Source organism: Vibrio sp. 14N.309.X.WAT.E.F5, from assembly GCF_030397615.1.
Classification (GTDB): Bacteria; Pseudomonadota; Gammaproteobacteria; order Enterobacterales; family Vibrionaceae; genus Vibrio; species Vibrio lentus.
Window position 1 is genome coordinate 50,628 of sequence record NZ_JAPNXR010000011.1, and the last position, 22,472, is coordinate 73,099.

Below are 22,472 nucleotides of genomic sequence, written 5' to 3' on the forward strand. Positions count from 1 at the left end.
TTATGACATATTTAGTGTTTCTCGATCATGATGAACTAGCCAGCGTTGAGCCTTTTAGCAGCTCAGTTGCGCTATCGAAATCGAACTCCTCGAGTGCGCTTTCCAACCTTTTAAATTCCGAAGGTGTTAGCCCAACCACAGCACCGTCCTCAATGTTAAGAACAATGTTAAGAGCTTCGGTGTCATCATTGGATACCGCTTCTAATAATTGGCCGTATAGTTCAGTACTTGGCTGATTAGGCGATGTCTCCGGTTTTGCTTGCTGGCCACGTGTATTCTCGGTGGCGACTGTTGTGTGGCAGATCGAGTTAGCGATCTCTTGGCTGAGTTCAATCGTGGTTTTGATGACCTTTTCTTTTAGGTCGTCATCGGTGATTTCGGACTCTAGGTTTTCACATAGACTATGCAAGTCGCTAGCTCCGAGGTTACCGGCCACACCTTTGAGAGTGTGCAAGTAACGTTGTTGAGCACTACTTGATAGTTCGACAGTTAAGGTGCTCTTATCAGAGTAGGCTTCAACAAATCGTTTCAATAGCTTCGTATATAAGGTGTGATTATTGCTCGCTCTCATTAATCCCATGTTGGTATCAAGACCGTTAATGATTGGTAATGCCTCAGGCACTTTTTCTGCGTTGTTGCTCTCTTGTGGAGCGTTAGGGGATTCTTGCACTACAACATTAAATTGCACAGGGTTAGAAGGCGACACCCAATTGGCTAAGGTCGCGAACATCGAGCCGACATCAATCGGTTTCGCGATAATGTCAGTCATCCCGCAGTTGAGTGCTTTTTCTTTATCCCGCTCCATCACGTTTGCTGTCATCGCAATGATTGGGGTTTGTGTGTCTTTTATCTTGTTACGAATATGCTGGGTTGCTTCGTAACCGTCCATCACTGGCATTTGGCAATCCATCAAAATACCATCGAAAGGCACGTCGTCAGTTATGGCTTGTTGATAAAGGTCTATCGCCTGCTGACCATTCTCTGCGATGGTCACTTTAATTTGTTGCCCTTCTAAAAGCTCTGTTGCGAGCTCTTGGTTTATCTCATTGTCTTCAACCAGCAATATGTTAGCTCCAGCCAGTTGTTGCACGTTAGCGAGTTGATTCTGTTGTTCCAATTCGCTGCGAGATACGCGGTCTGAGTCGAGTCCATAGAGGGAAACGATAGAATCATAGAGATGAGAGGAGGTAATGGGTTTGTCGAGAATGCTCGGAATCTCAAAGCCGCGTTGTTGGATAGCTTCTGCAAGTTCTTCTCGATCGTAAGCGGTCAACATCATCATCTTAGGCATAATGCTTAACGGTTGCCCGACGTTTAGAGCTTCAAGTAAGTCGACACCATCTCGCTTAGGCATCTTCCAATCCGATATCACTAAATCGAATGGCTGGCTTTGAGCGTCGGCAGTGTGTAACTCAGCAAGCGCTTCATCAACGGATGAACTCAGCGTTGGAGTTAGTTTGAGCGACTCTAGGATATCGCCCATGATCAAACGAGCACTGGAGTTATCGTCGACGACCAAGACCTTCAAATTGTTAATTGAAGTAGGTACTACAACTCGATGCTGCTGAATTGAGTGACTAACGCGAGTGGCAATCGTAAACGAAAAGGTTGAGCCCTTACCAAGTTCTGTTGAGACGTGAATGTCTCCACCCATCAATTGGCTGAGCTCTTTGCTGATCGCTAAGCCTAAGCCTGTACCGCCATATTTTCGAGTGGTAGAGCTATCCGCTTGAGTGAACTTATTGAACAGTTTAGCGGCTTGCTCTTGTGTCATGCCTATTCCGCTGTCTGAAACAGCAAAGTTCAATTTGATATCATCGCCTTGCCTTTCCGCGACAGAGATAGAGATCTTCACTTCACCTTTTTCCGTGAATTTGACGGCATTGTTACTTAGGTTAATCAATATTTGCCCAAGCCTTAAAGGGTCGCCAATAAGATTGGTCGGCACATCTCTATCGACCTGGATAAGCAGTTCTAGACCTCGTTCTGACGCGCGTAGCCCGACTAAGTTAGTTATGTTGTCGAGCACATTCTCTAGATGGAAATCGACTTTCTCTATGTCGAGTTTTCCTGCTTCAATTTTCGAGAAATCGAGAATGTCATTGATTAGCCCGAGCAGGGTGTCGGAGGAAAGTTTAACTTTGTGAATGTAGTTACGTTGTGCCTTGGTTAGATCTGTTTTCAACGCGAGGTAACTCATACCAATGATCGCGTTCATTGGCGTACGAATTTCATGGCTCATATTAGCTAAAAAATCGGATTTTGCATGATTGGCGGCATCGGCTTCATCACGTGCAGCAGCTAGGCTGTGCGCGAAGGTTTCTAACGCAGAATGCGCTTTGTTAGCGAGCAAGCCCATCAACAAAATAATCACAAAGAAAATCATTCCACCGATGGCTAAATGGAACGTCACGCTAGAAGAGTCTTTTACATTGACGCTTTCTGAAAGGTGACGTTGAGAGACGAAATCTCGAAATTCTAAGAAGCTCTCATCCATCGCCTTGAGTAACTGATGACTCAGCCTTTGTGAATTCACTAACTCAGTGAATTGTGCCTCATAAACGCTGATATGGTCGTCAAAGGCAGTAATTTTTACCTCTGGTGCGTACAAGGCAATCAGTCGTTGCGCGTTGCTAGATTTGGATTGCATCTCATTAATTACATGTGACACTTTGTCGGCGATGAGCTTCTGTTCTTTTGAATTTGCGAGCAGAAAATCTCGGTTGAATCGATTTGAGCGGCTTAGTAGCGTGCGAATTGCCAATAGGTCTTGTCCTATGAGCAATTGGGAAGAGAGTTCTGCTTGAGATTGAGAAACGAGATGACTCAGTTCCGCGACTTGGCTCTGTTTGGTTTGATAGAGCAAGCTAACTGAGCGTGAGAATTCAGAGCCGCTTAGGGTGACTTGATTGATAAGGGATGCTCTTAAATTTTTCGAAGACGTCGGTATGCCTTGCAGCTGAACTAAGTTAGTGTAATAGCGATTTTTTGCCTTATCTACAACCTCTAAGAGTTGTTGTCCTTTGTCATCCAAAATCTGTTCTTGCAACTCTGAAATGAGCCGTGAAGCCTTTTGCATCTCAAGTTTGACTAACGAGTGAGTCTTTAGGTCGCCGTCGAGTAAATACTCTTTTTCAAGATTTTGTATGTTAACGGCTAGAGTGGCAAGTTGACTGGTTTTTAGTGCAACGTTGGTCAGTTCTTCGCTGTTTAGTCGTAGACCGCGAGTTTTCTGATTGTTTTGATTGATCGCTTGATTGTGTAGATCCCTCATCTCTCGCAATAACTCTGTCGCGGCATTGGAGCGCTCGTCCATAAGCGTTCGAGTTGATTGGTTCAACTCAACAATGTCGACATATTGCTTGAATTGAACCAAATATTCCGTGAGCAAGTTGATAGGAAGGGACGTTACATATTGGTCGGAATAATCATTGGCTAGATCCACAGTCTGTTCTGCTTCTTGATCAAAGCTAGAGATGACTTGTTCGCTGTAGTCGTTACTGAAAGACAACTCATAAACACGCAGCTTATCGAGTGAGGTCAATAAGCGAGTACTGGAAGCGTATTCTTCAACGCCGATGAAGCGATCGTTGAGATTGATCCAAGCGCCTACAGCGACAGAAAACACCACGATGGCTGCTACGAGAAAAGAGACTAAGATTATTTTCGAATCGTTAGCAAATCTTGAAACAGTATTCATAAAATACCTGTATTGATAAAGTACCAGCGAACTTAGCGTTCTGGTTCATCAGAAAAAGAGTCTTTGATCGCTAACATCTCGTCGAGCTTACTTATGAAGATAGGCACTAAGTTAGGATCAAAATGATGGCCAGCTTGTTCTTGAATCAGCTCAATGGCTTTTTGAATAGGCCAAGCTTCTTTGTATGGGCGTTCGCTGGTCAGTGCGTCGAATACGTCGGCAATCGCTACAATTCGCGCGCTGAGAGGGATATCTTCACCGGATAGCTTGTGAGGGTAGCCACTACCATCCCATTTTTCATGATGATAGAGCGCAATTTCTTGCGCAAGCTTGAGTAGTTTAGAGTCATTGTCGCCAATAATATCACCACCAATGGTGACGTGTGTTTGCATGATTTCCCATTCATCAGGATCCAGCTTTCCTGGTTTTCCTAAGATGGAATCGGGGATACCGATTTTCCCTATGTCATGCATTGGTGCGGCTTGGAAAAGAAGTTCTACCCAATCGTCATTAACGTCCAAGTGTTGAGCAAGAATTTTCGAGTAGTAACTCATTCTTACAACGTGCATTCCCGTTTCATTGTCTTTGTACTCTGCTGCACGACCGAGCTTGCGGATTATCTCCAATCGACTCATTGCCAGAGCTTCCGTTCTCTGCCTTACTTTACGAGAAAGTGCCAAGTTGTGGTCATACAGAGAAATATGGGTAGCAACACGCGCTTTGACGATTGGTGGGCTAACAGGCTTGGTGATGTAATCCACGGCGCCCAATTCAAAACCACGTTGCTCATCGACTACATCTGTCTTGGCGGTAACAAAGATCACTGGAATGTCAGAGGTGACAGGGTCGCTTTTGAGTCGACGGCAGACTTCATAGCCGTCCATAATCGGCATCATGATGTCGAGAAGAATTAGATGAGGTTTTGGTGAGGAGGAAGCTATCTTTAATGCTTTTTCGCCAGATGTCGCCGCTTTGATCTTAAAATCGTCGTTGAGGATCCCTGAGAGTGTATGGATGTTGTCTGGGATATCATCAACAACCAGAATAATGGGTTTATCTGTCGTAATTTGATTCATTTTTCGTCCCTAAAAAATTTAATCAGATTGCTATGTTCTATGCTTTTAAAGCGTAGTGGAATTTGGTGGAAATGCATGATTTCTGGAGGGTTAATTATTGGTTTTGGAATCTAAAAGGAAATAATGGAGTCCCTTTCTATGAATAGATATTTTATATGTTAACCTTTATTTAACAAAGAATAACGACATGGATTGTGTAGTAGTGCGATCAAGGTTGAATAGTTCAGGATCGAGTTTGCTAAGACTGAATAATTCAGAGGTACTTAGTCGTTCAAGTAACTTTTCAAATCTAAAGTGGACTTGTTACAGGGAGAACGTAGGATGCCGAATACAGGGCTGACCATCATTCAGAAAGACATGCTATCGCTGTTTGCGAATGCAGATTTGGTGGGTGTGACTAAAGTTGATAAGGTTAAAATTGCTGTTGCCGCTGCAACAGAAGTTGACAGCTTAACGGGCACCATTACCGAGGCTGTGACAGGGAGTGGAACAAGTCTTGCTGGTATGATTGAAAACATAACCGAGCAGATAAAAGAAAAATTCTTGGACTATGCGAAGAGTATTACATCCATAGCGATGGATGATATTAAGGCTCAGATTCTCGCTATGATCCCTAGTTTGGTTAAACGAATATTTGCCGACCTAGCCCCTGCGATTGATGATATCAAAGAAGCGGCAACACGAATTTACTCGGCGCTGGGTAAAGCGGTTAATAATCATAAAACTCGTCACCTTAGTTCAATGACAACGACGCGCGTTGGTGCTGATGTGATTGATAAAATTCGAGGTGAGATTCGCGCTGTTGCAATCGAAGACTCAATGATTGCACTAGCTCATGGTGGTGTAATCGCGATTAACTTAGCCAGTTCAGGAATTGGTGCTACCGTAACCAGTATTGTTAAAGCCGTTCTTTCTATCTTCAACTTTTTCCGCGGTTTATACGACAAGTGGGTAATGGAGCGTAAGTTTCGTAAGTTTAAGCAAGAGTGCGTGATGCTTAACCAGAAGAGGGATGTTATTGGCGCGAACTTTTTCCGAGACTGGTTCAAAATGAAGATGGAGGAGATTCCCGTCATCGCTTCTTACATGGTTTGCATGCCTTGTTACAGTTCTCCATACAATTTTCTCTCAATTACCGATATCACGCCACCACCTCCGAATATGAGGACTCGCTTAACTCGAAGAATTAAGCGTAAGTTTGGCCGTAAGGTGAATACTGACCCATCCGTGATTAAGTTATCTTTCCAGAAATCGACTTTAAGTGCTTATGCCACATTGCAAGAAGAGGCTAAGGCGTTTATTGCCAATAGCGAAATCGCTTTAGAGAGTAATAAACCGGGAGTGAAGCAGGCGTTAAATGCCGCGCGTGGTGAACCGAACTTTATTCCGGGAACGGATGAAAAAGCGTTTACTAAGGCTGTGCGTAAACAGCAGGTCAAAAATCTCTTCAATGGCACCACAATTAAAGAGAGCGTAAAAGAAAGTCTTGCTCCCAAAGCATTGGCAGCCACGGTGGCTGGTGGACTGGAATCGCTCCTAGTACCTGAATAATAAGGCTACCTGAATTATTTAACCACCGAGGCTAAACGAAGACGTAATGTGCTTAAATGAAATGTAAAAGGCGGATGACTAGTCATCCGCTTTTTTGTTACCTGCTGGTATGTTTGGTATTCCGGTTCTGCTTCAATAGAATTTTATATCGACTTGGCAGGACTGCTGAATCATCTACCCATTCCTCTAACATAATCGCGAGAGCGAACCAATCGTCAAGCTTGCTAGTGACCAAGTGCTGTCTAGAGTATCTAGGCGTGTAACTCTCAAATCGAAGCTGTTCGTGTTCAGTACCTATCTTAGTAACAGAACCAAAATCAATGAGTTGGGCTTGGCCTTGCGGGCTGAATACGATGTTGGAAGGCTTAATATCACCATGAACGAAACCTAACGTGTGGACTTGGTTAATCGTAGCTTCTAAAGTACGAATCCAGTGAGAGGGTAAGTATTCCGTCAAATCTGAATCTGCTCGTATCTCTAGAAGTGTTTTACCATTCATGTAAGAAAGAACTAAACAGTCACTCTTGTGGCTAGAAAAATAATCACAATAGTTCGGCCAGATATCTCTGTTATTGGAGTCGGTATTGAAATTGGTATTTGAATACAGAAATTCCGCCTCTTGTTTTAAGAAATGACGGTGTTTTAACTCTTGAGCAGATTTTATCGTAACCAGCCCCCAACTAGGGTGCTGGGCTTTGAAAACCCGTGAACTTAAACGAGAGAGGTCAGTGTATCCATGAGCTTTGAACACTTGCAGAAGCTTTTCATCGTTCAAGTTCGTTTTTGAGAATAGACCATCCTCAGAAGTTTGAGCTCGCCTTGATGGACAAGACGAGCTGTTTGAAAATGCGTTATCAGATACCACTTGGCAGTGAGAATCCAGAAAAGAAACCGGGAACAAACGGATTCGACTGACCTTGAGTTTTTATGGTCAGCTTCACTTTGCTGTCACCGTAAACAAACTCAACTTGAGTATCTTGAGTGGATGTAAAATTCACGTTTGGCTCAAACAAGCGGAACCAACTCCATGTCCCTTTTACGGTGTTTTGGCCAATTGTAGAATCCTGAGCATTAAGTTGAATGCCTAATTTCTCGATAAACTTCGCGTCACCTTGCCATGATTGTTGACTCCATAGTGTTGGGCCATGACGATAAGTAAAGATAGGCTTATCCGAAATGATCGAAAACTCCGTGATGTTTGGTGTCATATCGACGGCTTTCAGTTGGAAGTTGATTAGAATGTTTGATGGATCAGCTAAGAATAGGGCATTCTTTATGTCAGCGGCCTTATCAATCATTGTCCAAACTTCTGGCGTAATGGATAACCCTGTACCTGGTAGCAATCCCGGTAAGTAGGGTGCTTCGTCATTGTTCTTGATGAATCCATTAAGACGAGTTTGAGAGAATTTATCAACGATGCCATTAGTCACGAAGAAGGCTTTAACATCCGCAACACTCACGTCCGATTTGGATTTTCGGTTGAACGGATAAAACGAAGCTAATCGTTGTTGGTAAGGTTGATAAATTTCGTTCGACCACGCTTTATTCAGGTAATCGTGAGCTAATGACATCACCGTTTCATTGCTATGATGTACTACCTTATTAATCAGCTCTTCAGCGACCGCTAAATGATTGTTGGAAAGGCTTGATAGTGACGCAATCGGATTACCAGCTTGCAACGTCACAGACAGTGTTTCAAAGGCGACCTTTTGTGGCTCTTTGGTCTCGTAAAACTTGTCTCCCCACTTTTTCGCGTTGATGAATGCTGCCAGTAGGTTGTCGATGGGCTTCTTACCTTGGTCATTGGCAGAAACCTGTTTTTTGTATGCTTGGAAACTAAGAGATATCTGACGAGCGGATTCCTTTTTATCAGGATCTTGAATCGGCATGCTTGCAGGATCTTGTTGCTTGTCATCCTTGGCTGGTATTTCTAGTTCTACATAGGTGTACTTGGCGATCGTCGAGTACAAACTGACTAGTGGATTATTACTGGCTTGCGACAGGCTCGTTAACGTGTTTTTTAGTTGTGTCGGGTCGGCTACTTCTTTGACTTCGACATTACGAACTAAATCACGCCAATAGTTAATGTAATCATTCTGATAGGTTTGTTTTAACTCTCTACTGATTCGGTGAAGCTCGAGTGCGCTAGGGTAAGCACCGGCAACGCCTTCATAAGACTGTAAAGCAGATTTAAGAGTCGGGGAATTGACCGATAAATCGAGCTCGTTAAACCCTGTCGGTGTGTAGATATAAGGAACTAAGTAGCCAGCGTAACTTGGCGAGAATTGAAGCACTGAGCCAAAATTATCACCTAACTCTCCACGAATATCGACCCGCTTTGCGTAGGCCGTAGAACTTTGGATATGTTCGTACAACAGCGTTTCAATACCTGTCTGGGTAATCACTTTCTTGGCTAGGCTCTCTAAATCATGGTTTGATTTTATTGGCGTCAAGTTACGTGCAAAGATGTCATTTAACAGTACTTCTAGCTGAGCAATGTTGACGCTATCCGCTTCTCCTTGATCTTGCAGCGTACGAATGTAGTAGTTTTTAAGCTCTTGAACATTGGCTCTGTCTTTGCTGAAAAGTAAACGGTAGTTATTGAGCAGAGACAGCGTTTGAGATTGATCTTCTAGGTTTACGTACACAAACAGGTCTTTCTCGATCGTATTTTCCATCGAAGGGATAAGCACCTGTTGTAGCTCTGTGAAATAGGCCTCTTCCACTTCTTCCTTGATGCTAGGGTTCGGCATAAACGGCAAGCTATACCAAGGCTCAGGCTGATTGTAGAGGTTATAGATTCGCTGTAGTGAAAACAGGTTCGGAATGTTATCTGCCATATTCTCGATGTCATAAGGTGAGGCAGATATCGCTTCTTTATAGCGCTCAAGCATCACATCAGCTCTGGTCTCGCGTTGGTTCTGGAAGTCAAAGTCGAATTTAATTACCAACAACACAGCCGCGAGTAAGCCAACCCAAGAGAGCGTGAATAGTACTTGGTTAACCAACAAAGTGTTCTCTTTGCGCTTGTTTACGCCGACCAACTCGCGTTCAGATAAGATCACGTGTGTCATGAGGTATTGGGCAAACAAGGTCTGATTAACAGGGATTTGCTCATTCTGTTGATAGTGTTCGTGACCTACAGAAAAAGATACTGCACTCGCTAGTAAATCGGATTGCGGAGAGCTTTGGCCATCATGAGTGAAATAGAAGCCTCTGAACTGCAGGGCATCACTGAGTTGTTCACCTCGGTACAATCGATTGAGGAACAGCCAAAGGTTTTGTTTCAATAGTCCAAACTGGAAAGGCGCACTAGCAATAGAGTTTCGATAATCTTGATTCAGCTGGCCAGCCAATGCATTGCTCATGTTAGCGATCAACTCACTGATTAAATGATCGTATTCATCATTATACCAGTTCGCATCGATACCACCGTGTGCAGAGTAAGGGGCTGTGGCACCGAATACTTCATCCCTTTTTGATTCGTCAAAAGCAGAGAAGAACTGACAAAAATCGCTGATGCTGCCCATATTAGAGATGACGTTATAAATCGGTAGGCTGACACCGAATGCTTGATTAAATGTCTTGATAGTCGATTTTATCTCATCAGCTTGCTGCGTTATTTTTTCATTGTTTTCCAGCAGCGACGATACATCAGTGGTGAGTAACAGACCATTTGCAGCTTGTCTCGGGCGCCATTCGGTGAGTGATTGAGTGAGGGTCTTTAGATATTCAGGATGTTGGTCTTCGCCCATACTTACCGACACTAAAATAGAATGCTCGCTAACCCAAAACAGAACAGGGAATTCAATGTCATTGCCGAAGTCATCAAGCTTGTAGGCTTCGTAACCCATTTGAGTGATGATGCTTTTGTCTTTGTTTGGGTTTTGACTCAATAGTAAATAAATCGGTTGATCGTAACGGCTGGTTAAGCGAGTTTTGCGTTTTTGCCCGTTGATCATGCGCTTGAAATGGTTTGCTAATTGCTTTTTTCTTTTCTGGATCAGTTCTTTGTCGAAAGACTCTTGTTGCGATTTTGCGCTGCGCTTGATGAGCACCCAATAGCAAATGAAGCCGAGAAGCGTAGAGATAATGGCGATAGTGGTCAGTGCCCACACCAAATAAGCATTGAGTGGTGTTAGCAGAATAACGCTAGAGGCGACGGTAAAAAAGGCGACAGAGGCTAGGGCAGAAATGCCTACTGTTTTCTTAACGTTGCCTGACTTGTTTGATTTGGCATCCGGCATAATCAGTTAGACTCTTCCTTGTTTAAGTCATGCGCAGAAGTGCGAACAATAATGGCATTTATTTGGTCGTTTTCTACGTACCAAGCTTTGGTTGTTCTCGCTTCTTCTGAGGTGTTAGCTCTTAATATCACTCGATAGTATTTCTTGTAAGGTGAGATTATTGGCTCATAAGCTGACGGAGATAGATTTTTGATGAAAGCTTGGGCATTTTTCTTACTTGAGAACGTCGCGAGTTGAACCAACCAATTGGCTGAGCTTGGCGTGAAGTTAGTCGTTTTTGCTGCTTCTACCGCGTCAGCTTTACTCGCGTGACGAGGAGGATTTTCCAAATCGTTATCTTGGCTGATGAAGACAATGTCTTTGATTTCTCCAGATAGAACGTAGCGTTGGCTAAAGTTCGGCAAAAAGGTGAAATCACGCGATCGCTGTGCGTGGGTTTTGTTGTACCAGAACTCTGTTAAACCAATACTGGTTGCTATCAAACAAAAGAAAAACAAGCTGGTAATGAAGTAACGCTTACGTCTTGTCGGTTTTCTTACGTCAGGTAGCTTTACCTTCGTGCGGCAGTGAACGCCACTGGCGGTACGATATTGACTGATGGTTTGTTCTAATTGATGAACGAACGCCTTTAACTGTTCAGCGCCGCCTTCGCGATATTGGCCTTTGAACCCAATATTGATGAAGAGGTAGATGATCTCCAGAAGATCGATCAGTTTGTGTGGCTGTCTTGCGGCTTTTTCAGCAACAGAAAAGAACAGCTCACCACCATTACGCATGCCAAACAGCTCGCTAAGCAGTGTTTTGTTTTCCCAGCCGCGTTTCTCTCCCCACTCGGTGTAGATGATGAATTCATCGATGACTACGGCATACAAAAAGCAAAGTTTATCGATAACGGCAATAGGGTAGGTAAGCTCAGTGGCTTGAGCTTTTATATCGTTAATGCCCTGAATAAACTGCTCTCGGAAAACGGTTAAATCTTCGGGTTCAGACAGCGTTGATATCTTGAGTGTTTTGGTCAGTAAATCACTACTGATGTTGATCAGTTGATTCTCTGCCTTATCAAAGTGACGCAGAAACTCTTCTTGGGTGCTGGTGGAGTGCACCGCAACTAATTTAGAAAAAGCTTGGTCAGACTCTGTATTTTCAGAGCCTTTTGATGCTTTATCTATGACCAGTGTTTCTTCGTCTAAATAATCCATGGCCATTATCTCAACGCGTATAGAACGACTTCGAGAGCGGGTATGCGAGCATCGACGTGCAGCGCAATCGCATCACGCGTATCGAGCATATCAAGCCAGTTTCTGTCTTTTGTATCGACCTCAAAATAAGCGACACCTTGCATCGGTTTCAGCTCACTTGGTGCAATAGGCAGTGGCGTTAACGAGATACCAGACAGCGAGCTACGAACGAGTTCCACAATCTTATTGTTACTGCTGAGCTTAGCGGAAATAGGGAACAGCTCATTTAGCTCTGTACTGCTGATGTCGGATTTAACACTCAGAACGAAACGGCGGTTATAAACGCTGCTTGGATCTTTGATTAGCGTGCGAAGTAAACGGCGCTTCTCAAACAGTGAAATATCCCACTTGAACTCAATAACCGAATCTTGCTGAACCAGCGTGAGTAAGTTTCTCAGGCTCGAAAATAGCGGGTTAAAATTGTCGTAGAGCTTGTCATATTTTAAAGGCTGGCACTCATCTGGAATCGCCGGTGTCAACGCCATGACTTGAGCTTCAAACTGTTTTAACTTTGAATACAGTTCGTGCGTTGGGTATTTGGTGTTACTGATGGTTAATTCAAACCACGGTAGCCAAGTGTTGAGCGTTTGAAGCCACAGGAAATCTTGCATCATAGACTGAGGACTTTTTTGCCCTTGGCCAGCCTCGATGCGTTTAAGAAGGTTCTGAGCTCGGTTACTGACCAGTGCATGAATCTCTTTGACTCGTTCGCTAAGCAGCGTTGAAGCGCCGTAATGTAAGCAGGCAGGGATAAAGGCTCTATCAAGCATCACTTCATCGGAATCACTGATTTCTAAGATCTTAGCGACGGGAATCAGGGTGAATCCAGACGTGTCTTCTCCAGCAAACTTGAGACCGATATTAAGCTGTGCGACATCAACTTCAACACTGGCATTTTCAGAGGTAGATGTGTCGAAGACGTTGATTGAGCGGGTGATGTAGCGGCTCTGTTCTTGACCGTCTTCACTGTAGTCATTGTTGCCTTGCAAAGAGATTGGCAGAGCAAGGTAAACGATGGTTTCAATGGTGCCTTTAGGTATGTCGACGACGATCTCTTGCTTGAGATTGAATTGGGTTCCATCGGGGAACACGCCAGAACAGCTTGGAATAGACAACTTACCGATCTTCAATAGATCGTGGTTCAGCACTAATTCGGTGATGCCAAAGAAAGGGGCAAAACCAGCTAGTGTTTCGATGTTCTGACGAATGTAGTTTTGCACGTAGCGGTCTTGCTGCTGAAAGTGCTGAGGCGCAATAAACATCCCTTCTTGCCAAACTACTTTTTTGAAAGCGTCCACGTAAAATCCTTTTCTATTATTTTTATATATTGGCTTTTTTATTAAAAGATTTGCCACCAACTGGAGTCAGGCTGTATCACGGCTAACTCTGCTTTCTTCCCTGTAATCGTTAACTCTAAGGTTTGCTCTGGGTCGGAAGGCATCATCAAAACGGTCTTGGTTGTGCCATTTTGGTAATCAGCGAATTCGACCAGTGCTGCAATGTATTGAGTGTTCTTATTGATGTCTAACGTCAGTTTTTGTTCTGAGCTAGGCAGTACAATCGGCAGCACTTGTTTTGAAACTAGGTTGGCCGCCAATAACTGTAGGTCATTGTTGTATAAATCAATAAACGGTAATTGTTTAAACAGTTGTTGATCCGTCAATTGGTAAAGCCTAACCACAACAGGGTTGGCTTGGTCGTCATTGTATTGGTTGACTGTCGCATCCGCTTTAACGGTCAATGAGTATTGAGTGACAACAGGAGCAGGATCTGATGAAGAACATGCTGAGATCAATAAACAAAGCGATAAGAGTATGAGACGTTTCATTCTCTCTCCTCACTTTGCTTTTGCATGTTCTCCATAAACAGCGCTTTGAACTGACGTCTGAAATCTCCGTTGTCTTGGCGGTGTTGGAAGTGTTTTCTATAGATCTTCCAATATTTCTTATCTTTGTTGGTAAAAATACCGCTACTTACGTATTCACTAAACTGGTTCTCAAGCTGCTTTGGTGCAAACTCATTCAAGAACTGATCAACCGTCTGCTCTAATGCGTCGAAAAGCGCTTTTTGTTGTAGCTGTGGGTTTTGTAAGTACTGCTGATTCTTCTCAGTTAACGTAATGAGTTTGTCGATCGACTCTTCAATACGGGTATTGTTCTCAACATTAACGGGTAAGTACTCTAATTCAGTAGAGGAGATAGAGTTGCTATCGCGATGACCGATTTCGTCCACTTCAATGTTGGGCACGACTTTGTCGTCATCTAAGTCTTCAAAAGGATCAGACGAGAAGGGGTCGTCACTCAATACATTCTTCGAAGAGAAGTTTGAGGTTTTCTTAACTGTCGCGACTTGTGGTGCGTCATCTAAAAAGTCTGTGTCGCTGTCATCGAGTTTTAAGTTGAAAGGTTCTATAAAAGTTTCATCCTGTGTGGTGTTATTGGTCGCGCTCATTTTCGGGTCACTCAATAGACTCACCAGGAGTGTGTAGCCACCCAGTTTGATGATGTCACCATCGCTAATGACGTACTCTTTCTCTTTTGCCAGCGGCTTGTCGTTTAACGACACTCCATTGTTACTGATGTCTTTAATCACGTAACCGCGGTCTGTTGGGTAAAGCTGGCAGTGAGTTCTTGAGATCCATTTCGTTTGATCGGGTAGCGCAATATCACATGATGGAGAACGACCTAAGCTTCCGCCACTTTCGGGCAGATACGTCACTCTAGAGGATACAACCTCTTCAGCAGGTACAGAAATCATGTGGACACTGATGGACAATGGCTACTCCTTGCACTTGGATATGGCTGAGTTAAAACTGTCTAAGAAACCTGAATAGGTTTTAAGGAATCGATTCGAGAAGTAGACCCCCATATCCTTGGTATCTAAGTTCGTCGAATTGAAGTAATCGAGTGGTAAAGAGGCTTTATCCAGTTCTCTTTTAAAGACCAACTCATCCTCTAAAACAACATCAATTTCCCTTTGTTTTAAAAGTCTTAGTAATACTTTAGCATCTCGTGGCTGCTTAACGACGTTAAATCCATTACGTTTTAGCCAAAACCATTTGTTTGAGCCAAATTTGGCAGAAAAGTTAAGGTTTAACTTTGACAATTCATCAACCTTCGGCTCCACTCCTGGGCCAAAATACCAATTCAAGGTTTGTTTTGCGATAGGTGCCGACAGCGTTGCGTATTCATCACGTTCTGAGGTTTGGGTTGCCACGAAGAAACCGTGTTGACTGCCACTGTGAACACGCAATTGAGCATCAGACCAAGTGGTCATCGTAAGTTGATAAGGCTGTCCCATCATGCCTAAGGCGCATTTAACTTTGTCTAATGCGATTCCTTGCATTGAGGCGTTTTCATAGGTTTGGTACGGCGGCCAATCTTGTGTGGTAAGCATTAGGCGAGATGGCCCAGTTTTTACCTGAGCAGAAGCACTCATCGACCAAAACGTCGAGATGAGTAGGGTGAGTAACGATAATCTGATGGTTGAGGCTCTAGTTAACATCATTAGAGTGTCCTATCACTTCAGATATTTTCAATATTGACACTGGCGGGTAATAGTCGAGCTTATGAGCGGCTTCGATATTAACAATATAGGAATATTGGCTAAGTGACTCTATAGGAATGTCTGAAGCTTTTTGAGTTCCTTTTAATATGTTCTTCGCTTTGTATCCAGCAAATTGACCAACATTGTAGTAGCGGCTAACAATACCAAATAAGGCCTTATGGTTTCTTATTGGGCTTTCGGTTGCCGAAAATGTGGGGATACCTTTCGAATGTAGCCCTGATACGACTTCCCCTCCTTGGGTGATGATGTATGAATCAGGTGGTAAATAAGCCATATCGACACCATCACGTTTCATATTGTTTATCGTGAGGTTAATTAAGTCGCTGTTTGACTTACTTTTATCAATGTTTAGTGGGTACAACATAACACGCTTGTTATAAATTTCCGATAACTCCATCATTTTATTTGCGGTGATAATCGAATTATTTTCGTCAGCGTTATATATAACCCCAAGGCTTGAAATGTTATTGAGTTTTTCTATCGCTTTAAATTGTATTTCATGGGGTACGATGTGCGATACACCGGTAAAATTTCTATCGTTTGAAGATAAATCAGCAATCAACTTAGAACCCACGGGGTCGGTCACAATACTGAACACAACAGGCGTCGAGTTGTTCATTCTAAATTCGCTGGGTTCTGTATAAGTCCCTAGTAAATTCAAGGTGATAGTCGTACCAAAGGAATAAATGAGATCGGCATCTCTATATTCTAGATCTTGAATGTGTTGTTTGAGCTGTGCTTTATCCCTATTCGCATCGAGAATGGTAAACCGCACATCAACATGCTGCGATAAATAATCCATGAAGCCTTGCTCGGCATCGGTTACCCCTCGCCATAATAAAAGAATGACATGTTTTTCGTCACTTTTAGCGAACGAGAGTGGAGTTATTAAAATAAAGCTAAGGACGAACACTATAAATCTCATGATTGAACCCCTAGCTTCTGTTTATCGGACTTCAAAAATATGGAGAAAAAGACAATTAAGCTAAAGGAACTTGCGAGTAGTGATGCGCCAAATATAAGAATGGTTTGGTCGTAACCGAAGATACTTAAACATACCCCAGCTAGCATTGGCCCTGCGATATTACCAATACGCTCTGTAAGCCTGAAGATACCGATGATTTTGCCTTTCTCGATCCCTTGCCCAGAAAGTAGGTCGATGACTAAAGGTATTTGAGGAGAAACACAGATGCCGTGTGCGATACCAATTATAATAACAATAAGTAGCAACCCTAATGTGCCTTGGAAAAAATAGAAGTTGAGCAAGGCAAGGGACGAAAGTAATCCGCCAATAAAAATAAAGGCCATTTTGTTTTTAAGCTTATCGACTAAAATGGCACTCAATGGTGAAATTAGAATGATCGCGAGGCCATAAGCCATAATCACACGCCCAGAAACAGAGCTACTTTCACCAAGGAATTGCAGATAAACAGGGCAGATGTAGTAAAGGAAACCGGTGAGTACGATCTTCGCAGGTATAGCACTGAATATCGTGATCAAGGCAAAGTACTTGTTACTTAACAGCAGCTTGAAATCTTTTAGTTTGACGGGTTTGCTTGAGTTTCCGGTATTTGATTTTTCAAAAAACACATACACCAGTAACACACTGAGTGTTGCCAATAACCCTGCAAGCATAAACGTTTCTGAGTACCCAAGTTTCTCCGCTAAGATTCCTCCGATAGCGGCTCCACATAAAGAACCTGAAAAGAACGAAGACAAGAAAGTCGCCATGCCTTTAGTGCGATTAGAATCATTGGTGGTATCTGAGACATAGCCTTGCGCCGAAATGAACACGATACCGTAGCCGACAGCCGTGAAAGCGCGCGCTATAAGCAAGAACTCTAAAGATTGAATGAAAGCCGTCGCGACTAAGCCAATACAAGTGATTAGCCCCCCAGTCATTAACGAATGTCTTCTACCTACTTTGTCTGACCAATAACCAGCAAACGGCAGCGAGATGGCCCAGCAAAGCATGAATAGGGAGATGGGTAAGCTAGTGACTAGGTTTTCAGGTATCCAACCGGTTGTGTTTTCTAATGAAGAGACGAATCTAGGGAAAAAGGCCAACGAAGACGCTTCTGAGAACACCAATAAGAATAGGGGTAAGCGAATGAATCGAAAGTCTTGTTTGTCGATATCTTGAGATGGCTGATTTGGGTTTAGCTTAGTAATGGCTTGGTTGGTGAGGTTAAGTAGTTTGCCAATTTCATCGCGCGTAGAGATCTTCGCCAAGTGATTAACGATGTCGCGGTTCACCAACATGAACACTTTCTTTACTTGGTTCCAAGGCGAAATGATCATGAAATTGCACATGAACAGAATGATTTCGGCTACCACAAGACAAGAGGCGACCAAGACAGTAATCATGTCCATGACGCTTTCTTTGAGTAGGTTGATGATCAAATTATTATCTGTGGTGACGTTCAATTGAATCGTATGGCTGTTGTTGAGTGAGAACGTCGATTCTCGGATAGAAGGGTGCACAACTTGTTCTTCAGGGTAGCGATAGGAAGAGCCTGACTGTCCTTCAAAGTTAATCGACAGAATTTCGCTATGGTGATCAACGAAGAAAGCAAATTCATCTTCTAAGCCATGCAGTTTGTCGTCAGGAACGCCTTTGTCGAGTAACCCTTTAATCATCTGATTTAACGAGTCGCCAATCAGGTTGGACTTTTGTTCGAGCTTAACCTCGTAAATCTGTGAAAACTTGTCTAGCGATTGATACGAAACCCCAAGGTTGGCAATGATGGTCAGCAGGATAGCAAGAGAGATGATAAACACCGGAAAGTGCTTATTTTTTAACTTCTCAAACTTAGACAATGAGTTTGGGGATTGCAGCGCCTTGTGAGCTTGGGTAATCGTTGGTAGCAATTCATCCGAATCGGTAGCGGATTCAAATATTGCAGTTGCGCCTTTTACTCGGCCTACAATACCTTTCAATAGGTACTTCAAGGCGATAAAGGCAATCAAGCAAGAGAGTAGTATCCAAATTGCCGAATAGAGAAACTGGAGCTTGAGCAAGAAGGTTTTCTGTTGCTCTAACAGCGTTGTGGAATAGTAGAGCTTTACTTGGCCTTCGACTAAACCAAAGGAGTTAGTGATGTCGAGCGATAGCTGACGGTCATTTTCTTGATTTCCCTCTCCAGTACTAAATAGTCGTTCGCCAGAACTAGAAACGACCACCAAGGCGGTAATACCGTCAACGATTTTTAAACGACGGTCTAGCATACTTTGGATGTTGGATATCGCTGAGAGAGGTAAGCCCAAACTGATGGCTTGGTTGATATCGTTATGTGTTTCTTCCAACACAATCTCATAGATAGAATCTGAGGTTTCAGTGAGTCTTTTCTCGAAATTGAAATAGTTTAACGTAGCATTTAAGGTGATGGAAAACAGCAAAACCGCCATGATGGCCAACATCAATTTAACCCGAAGAGACAGGTTAAGTAATGAAGGTTTGGTCAAGGTTTGGCTGGCTTTGCTGTTCATTAGTTAAGACCTACTTAATCGATAAATCGAAGTCGGCACTATTGTTGGTTGCGCTAACAGTAACTTGAGTTATCGGTTCGCTACGACTTAGACGTCCAATACACTCTTCAGCCAATCTAGGCATCAATGAGCTGTTAATGATTTGTTCAACAGCACGGCCACCTGTCGTTGGGTCGGTATTACGGTCAACCACGAACTGAATGAAATCCGCATCCCAAGTGAACGAAGCCTGATATTGCTCCGCAAGTTTCTTCTTGATTCGATTGAGCGAGATCTCTGTGATCTTCGCGAGCTCTTCGTCATTAAGTGGGTAGTAAGGAACAATAGTGGTTCGGCCTAAGAAAGCTGGCTTAAAGTATTGCTGCAGATCTGGACGAATTGCTTCAAGTAACTCATCGTTGTCGATACGGTCTGTGGTTTTAGCGCATACATCACAGATAGCTTGGTCGGCTGCGTTCGACGTCATAATGATGATGGTGTTTTTGAAATCGACGGTGCGACCTTCACTGTCTTTGATATGGCCTTTATCGAAGATTTGATAGAACAAGTCATGCACGCCAGGGTGTGCTTTCTCCATCTCATCCAATAGAAGCACTGAGTAAGGATTGCGTCGAATAGCTTCCGTTAACACACCTCCTTCACCAAAGCCGACATAACCGGCAGGCGAGCCGAGTAACATAGAGATCTTATGCTCTTCTTTGAACTCGGTCATGTTAATCACGGTAAGGTCGTTACTACCTCCGTACAGTTGCTCCGCAAGCGCCATGGCGGTTTCGGTTTTACCCACACCACTCGGGCCACACATCAAGAACACACCAATAGGTTTACGATTATCGGTTAAACCAGCACGGGAGATGCGAATCGCTTTTGCTAGCTCATTCTTCGCAACATCTTGACCAATGACTCGAGTATTAAGTTCGTCTTCCAAGGTAAGCAGCTTGGCGATTTCATCACTCATCATGTTGCCCACCGGGATACCTGTCCAATTGGCAATGACTTGAGCAATGGTGTTGTCGTCGACCATGGCATAAACAAGAGGTTCTTCCCCTTGAAGATCCGCTAATTCAGTTCTTAGAGTATCGAGTTGCTTCTGTTTGTTAGAATCAACCGCATTTTGCTCTTGTTCTTCGGTTATCTCTTGTTGAACAGATTTGATTTGGTCGACTAACTCAATCTCTTTTTCCCAACGCGTGTAATAAGCAGCCAATGCTTTTTGGTTTTCTTCAATTGATAGAGTGAGTTCTTTGATTAACTCGGCGCTGTTCGAGAATAGGGCGTCTTCTTTCTCAAGCGCCGATTTTTCATTTTCTTGATAGCGAATGGTCTGCTCTAGCGTTTCCAATACTTCAGGTTTCGCACCTTGTGTCAGTGCAATTCGTGCACTGGCGGTATCGAGCAGGCTGATTGCTTTGTCTGGTAGTTGGCGGCTTGGTAGGTAACGGATTGATAGGTTAACCGCTGCTTCTATTGCTGATTCTGCGATAAACGCACCATGGTGAGCTTGCAATGAAGCGGCTACGCCACGCAGCATTTGCATTGCATCTTCAGCGTTAGGCTCTTCAATGGTTACGACTTGGAATCGACGTGTTAGAGCCGGGTCTTTTTCGAAGTACTTCTTGTATTCTGCCCAAGTTGTCGCTGCAATGGTTTTGAACTCACCACGTGCTAGCGCTGGTTTGAGAAGGTTGGCCGCATCGTTTTGTCCAGCAGCGCCGCCTGCACCAATGAGCGTATGAGCTTCATCGATGAAAACAATGATAGGAATTTCAGAGCTTTTCACTTCGTTGATGACGTCTTTTAGGCGGTTTTCAAATTCACCTTTAACGCTTGCACCAGCTTGCAGTAACCCAAGATCTAGCGAGTGAATTTGTACACCTTGTAACGCACTCGGGACTTCATCCGCGGCGATTCTTAGCGCTAAGCCTTCGACAACAGCGGTTTTACCCACACCAGGTTCACCTACCATAATCGGGTTGTTTTGACGTTTACGACATAAGATATCAATCGCTTTTCTTACTTCGGCATTACGGCCAGAAATTGGGTCGATATTCCCATCAATCGCTTGTTGAGTCAGGTTGACCGTGTATTTGCTTAATGCGTCGTTGCCTGCGGGCGTCGTGTCGACAGTTCCACTAGCTGAAGGCGCGGCAGAGTTACGTGCAATAGGGGTTTTCTTGATCAGACCTTGCAGAGATTCTAATGACACACTGCTTAATGTTTCGAGCTGCAGGGTACTCACACCGAGCACGTTTTGTTGCATCAGCGCTTGAATAAGGTGCAAGCTGACAATCTCGCCGTGGCCGTAGTTTACAGATGCAATCATCCAAGCATCTTTGATCAACTCAGTTAAGCTGTGGCTTAATGTTGGCTGTCCTTCATTACCTTTAGGCAACATAGAGATTTTCTTGGTCAGTTCATTAACTAGTGCGTCTAGTGAAAGCTTTTGAGATTCGCACAGCGCCATGAGTTTTGCGTCTTTCTGCGAGATGAGTTGAAGAATCCAGTGTTCTGTTTCTATCGCTCCAACACCTTGGTTCATCGCCGCGCCCGCCGACGCTTCCAGCGCTTGCTTTAGCTCGGGAGATAGCTTTCCTACTAAGTTAGTGAGAGTTACTTGTGTCATAGTCAATTCCTTGTATCTCTATAATCTATACATTCCGTATTACGAACTACAAAAGCAAAATCTTTACGGTTTCATTGGGGTTACGTTCAGGTGCTAGGTAGTCAATCTCACCTAAACGAGCGGCAATAGAAACGTTGCTTGATAAACGGGGTCTGGTTAAATATGAACGCTTAACGTTCAGGTAAATGGCAATGGGCGTACTGTCTTTTAGGTAATGCTGAGTCAAAGACAACACGGCTTTGGCAAATTGATCATCTTGTTGAATTTCTAGAAACTCCTGTCTGTTTTCCGGAGTAACGAAAATATTCAAATTATTAAAGTGGGCTAGGCAGGTTCTTCCAACTAAAAAACCTTGTCCTAAGCGACTGTTGAAATCACGGTCAGTACCGATTCGAGTCAATGAATCTGCAGGTAAAAGACGTCGTTCAAAGGCTTTACATTCAACCTCGATCGAATAAGGGAAAAAGTCATTTAGGATCTTTTTCAAAGTTGTAAGGCTGCGGCTTTGTTGGCTCAGTAGCAAAGAGTATTGCAGGTACTCTTTGTGTTCTTTCCCTAGCGCTGCTAAGTGATTCAATAACGCTGTTTTCTTCGGATTTTGTTCGCTTTCAACGAGCAACCAACGTCGTGCATTGGTTCGATAGGTAATTTCGAAGTGTCTTTGATTGAACACGTCCAGAAAATCTTGCAGAGAATGATCTTCGTTGTGTATCGCCGCTAATAGCTCTTCGTAAATATAATTCGGTATCACGCCTTTAACGCCAGAGAGCGCTTGCTTCGCTAATCTGAGCTTGGCCTTATTTCCCTTTAACGAGAAATATTGAATCTCCTGAGGATTACCCGTCGGCATTGCCTCAGATTTCAATTGAATCTGTAACGGCGTGGTACTTTGGGACTGAAGTTGCTCCAACAACCTCATCGCCTGTGAGAAGTCGTATTTCTCAGGCTGAGTTGCTAAATCTTCGATGAAGTTCTTCATAT

At 43.5% G+C, this 22,472-nt stretch carries 14 protein-coding genes; 1 reads left to right on the top strand and 13 read right to left on the bottom strand.

The window, feature by feature from the left end; translation table 11 throughout:
- Positions 1-25 precede the first annotated feature (25 nt).
- On the bottom strand, positions 26-3,700 hold the full coding sequence (locus tag OW495_RS13690; RefSeq protein WP_102513386.1) for a response regulator: 3,675 nt from the start codon (positions 3,698-3,700) through the stop codon (positions 26-28).
- A 32-nt stretch (positions 3,701-3,732) separates the two neighbouring features.
- Positions 3,733-4,776: a two-component system response regulator gene (locus tag OW495_RS13695; RefSeq protein WP_102513385.1), complete on the bottom strand. Its 1,044-nt coding sequence runs from the start codon at positions 4,774-4,776 to the stop codon at positions 3,733-3,735.
- A 321-nt stretch (positions 4,777-5,097) separates the two neighbouring features.
- On the opposite strand from OW495_RS13695, the gene OW495_RS13700 reads away from it, so the two are divergent.
- Positions 5,098-6,327: a hypothetical protein gene (locus OW495_RS13700; protein WP_065111253.1), complete on the top strand. Its 1,230-nt coding sequence runs from the start codon at positions 5,098-5,100 to the stop codon at positions 6,325-6,327.
- Positions 6,328-6,424: 97 nt separating this feature from the next.
- On the opposite strand, the gene OW495_RS13705 is transcribed toward OW495_RS13700, so the two are convergent.
- Genes OW495_RS13705 through OW495_RS13755 form a run of 11 tightly spaced genes read right to left on the bottom strand, consistent with a single transcriptional unit; the run spans position 6,425 to position 22,470 of the window.
- The gene (locus OW495_RS13705; RefSeq protein ID WP_102513384.1) at positions 6,425-7,192 is read right to left on the bottom strand and encodes an AarF/UbiB family protein; all 768 of its coding nucleotides are present in this window, start codon (positions 7,190-7,192) and stop codon (positions 6,425-6,427) included.
- Positions 7,182-10,574 carry a type VI secretion system membrane subunit TssM gene (gene tssM, locus OW495_RS13710; protein WP_102513383.1) on the bottom strand — a complete coding sequence of 1,131 codons (3,393 nt, stop codon included), beginning with the start codon at positions 10,572-10,574 and terminating at the stop codon, positions 7,182-7,184. Before tssM ends, OW495_RS13705 begins: the two co-directional genes overlap by 11 nt.
- Before the next feature lie 2 nt (positions 10,575-10,576).
- Positions 10,577-11,773 carry a type IVB secretion system protein IcmH/DotU gene (icmH, locus tag OW495_RS13715; protein WP_102513394.1) on the bottom strand — a complete coding sequence of 399 codons (1,197 nt, stop codon included), beginning with the start codon at positions 11,771-11,773 and terminating at the stop codon, positions 10,577-10,579.
- 5 nt (positions 11,774-11,778) lie between these two features.
- Positions 11,779-13,110, bottom strand: coding sequence for a type VI secretion system baseplate subunit TssK (gene tssK / locus OW495_RS13720; protein WP_099165518.1), 1,332 nt, complete (start codon positions 13,108-13,110; stop codon positions 11,779-11,781).
- A gap of 41 nt (positions 13,111-13,151) precedes the next feature.
- On the bottom strand, positions 13,152-13,640 hold the full coding sequence (gene tssJ, locus OW495_RS13725; RefSeq protein ID WP_102513382.1) for a type VI secretion system lipoprotein TssJ: 489 nt from the start codon (positions 13,638-13,640) through the stop codon (positions 13,152-13,154).
- Entirely contained in the window at positions 13,637-14,587 is a 951-nt protein-coding gene (locus tag OW495_RS13730) for an FHA domain-containing protein (protein ID WP_102513381.1), read from the bottom strand. Before OW495_RS13730 ends, tssJ begins: the two co-directional genes overlap by 4 nt.
- A gap of 3 nt (positions 14,588-14,590) precedes the next feature.
- A complete protein-coding gene (locus tag OW495_RS13735; protein WP_102513380.1) occupies positions 14,591-15,319 on the bottom strand; it encodes a transporter substrate-binding domain-containing protein in 729 nt (242 codons plus the stop codon).
- Positions 15,306-16,304 carry an ABC transporter substrate-binding protein gene (locus OW495_RS13740; protein WP_102513379.1) on the bottom strand — a complete coding sequence of 333 codons (999 nt, stop codon included), beginning with the start codon at positions 16,302-16,304 and terminating at the stop codon, positions 15,306-15,308. The genes OW495_RS13735 and OW495_RS13740 overlap by 14 nt, the downstream gene beginning before the upstream one ends.
- Complete coding sequence (locus tag OW495_RS13745) at positions 16,301-18,868, bottom strand: MFS transporter (protein WP_102513378.1); 2,568 nt, start codon at positions 18,866-18,868, stop codon at positions 16,301-16,303. Before OW495_RS13745 ends, OW495_RS13740 begins: the two co-directional genes overlap by 4 nt.
- A 10-nt stretch (positions 18,869-18,878) precedes the next feature.
- Positions 18,879-21,491: a type VI secretion system ATPase TssH gene (tssH, locus tag OW495_RS13750; RefSeq protein WP_102513377.1), complete on the bottom strand. Its 2,613-nt coding sequence runs from the start codon at positions 21,489-21,491 to the stop codon at positions 18,879-18,881.
- A 46-nt stretch (positions 21,492-21,537) separates the two neighbouring features.
- Positions 21,538-22,470 carry a type VI secretion system baseplate subunit TssG gene (locus tag OW495_RS13755; protein ID WP_102291127.1) on the bottom strand — a complete coding sequence of 311 codons (933 nt, stop codon included), beginning with the start codon at positions 22,468-22,470 and terminating at the stop codon, positions 21,538-21,540.
- Positions 22,471-22,472: the final 2 nt, after the last annotated feature.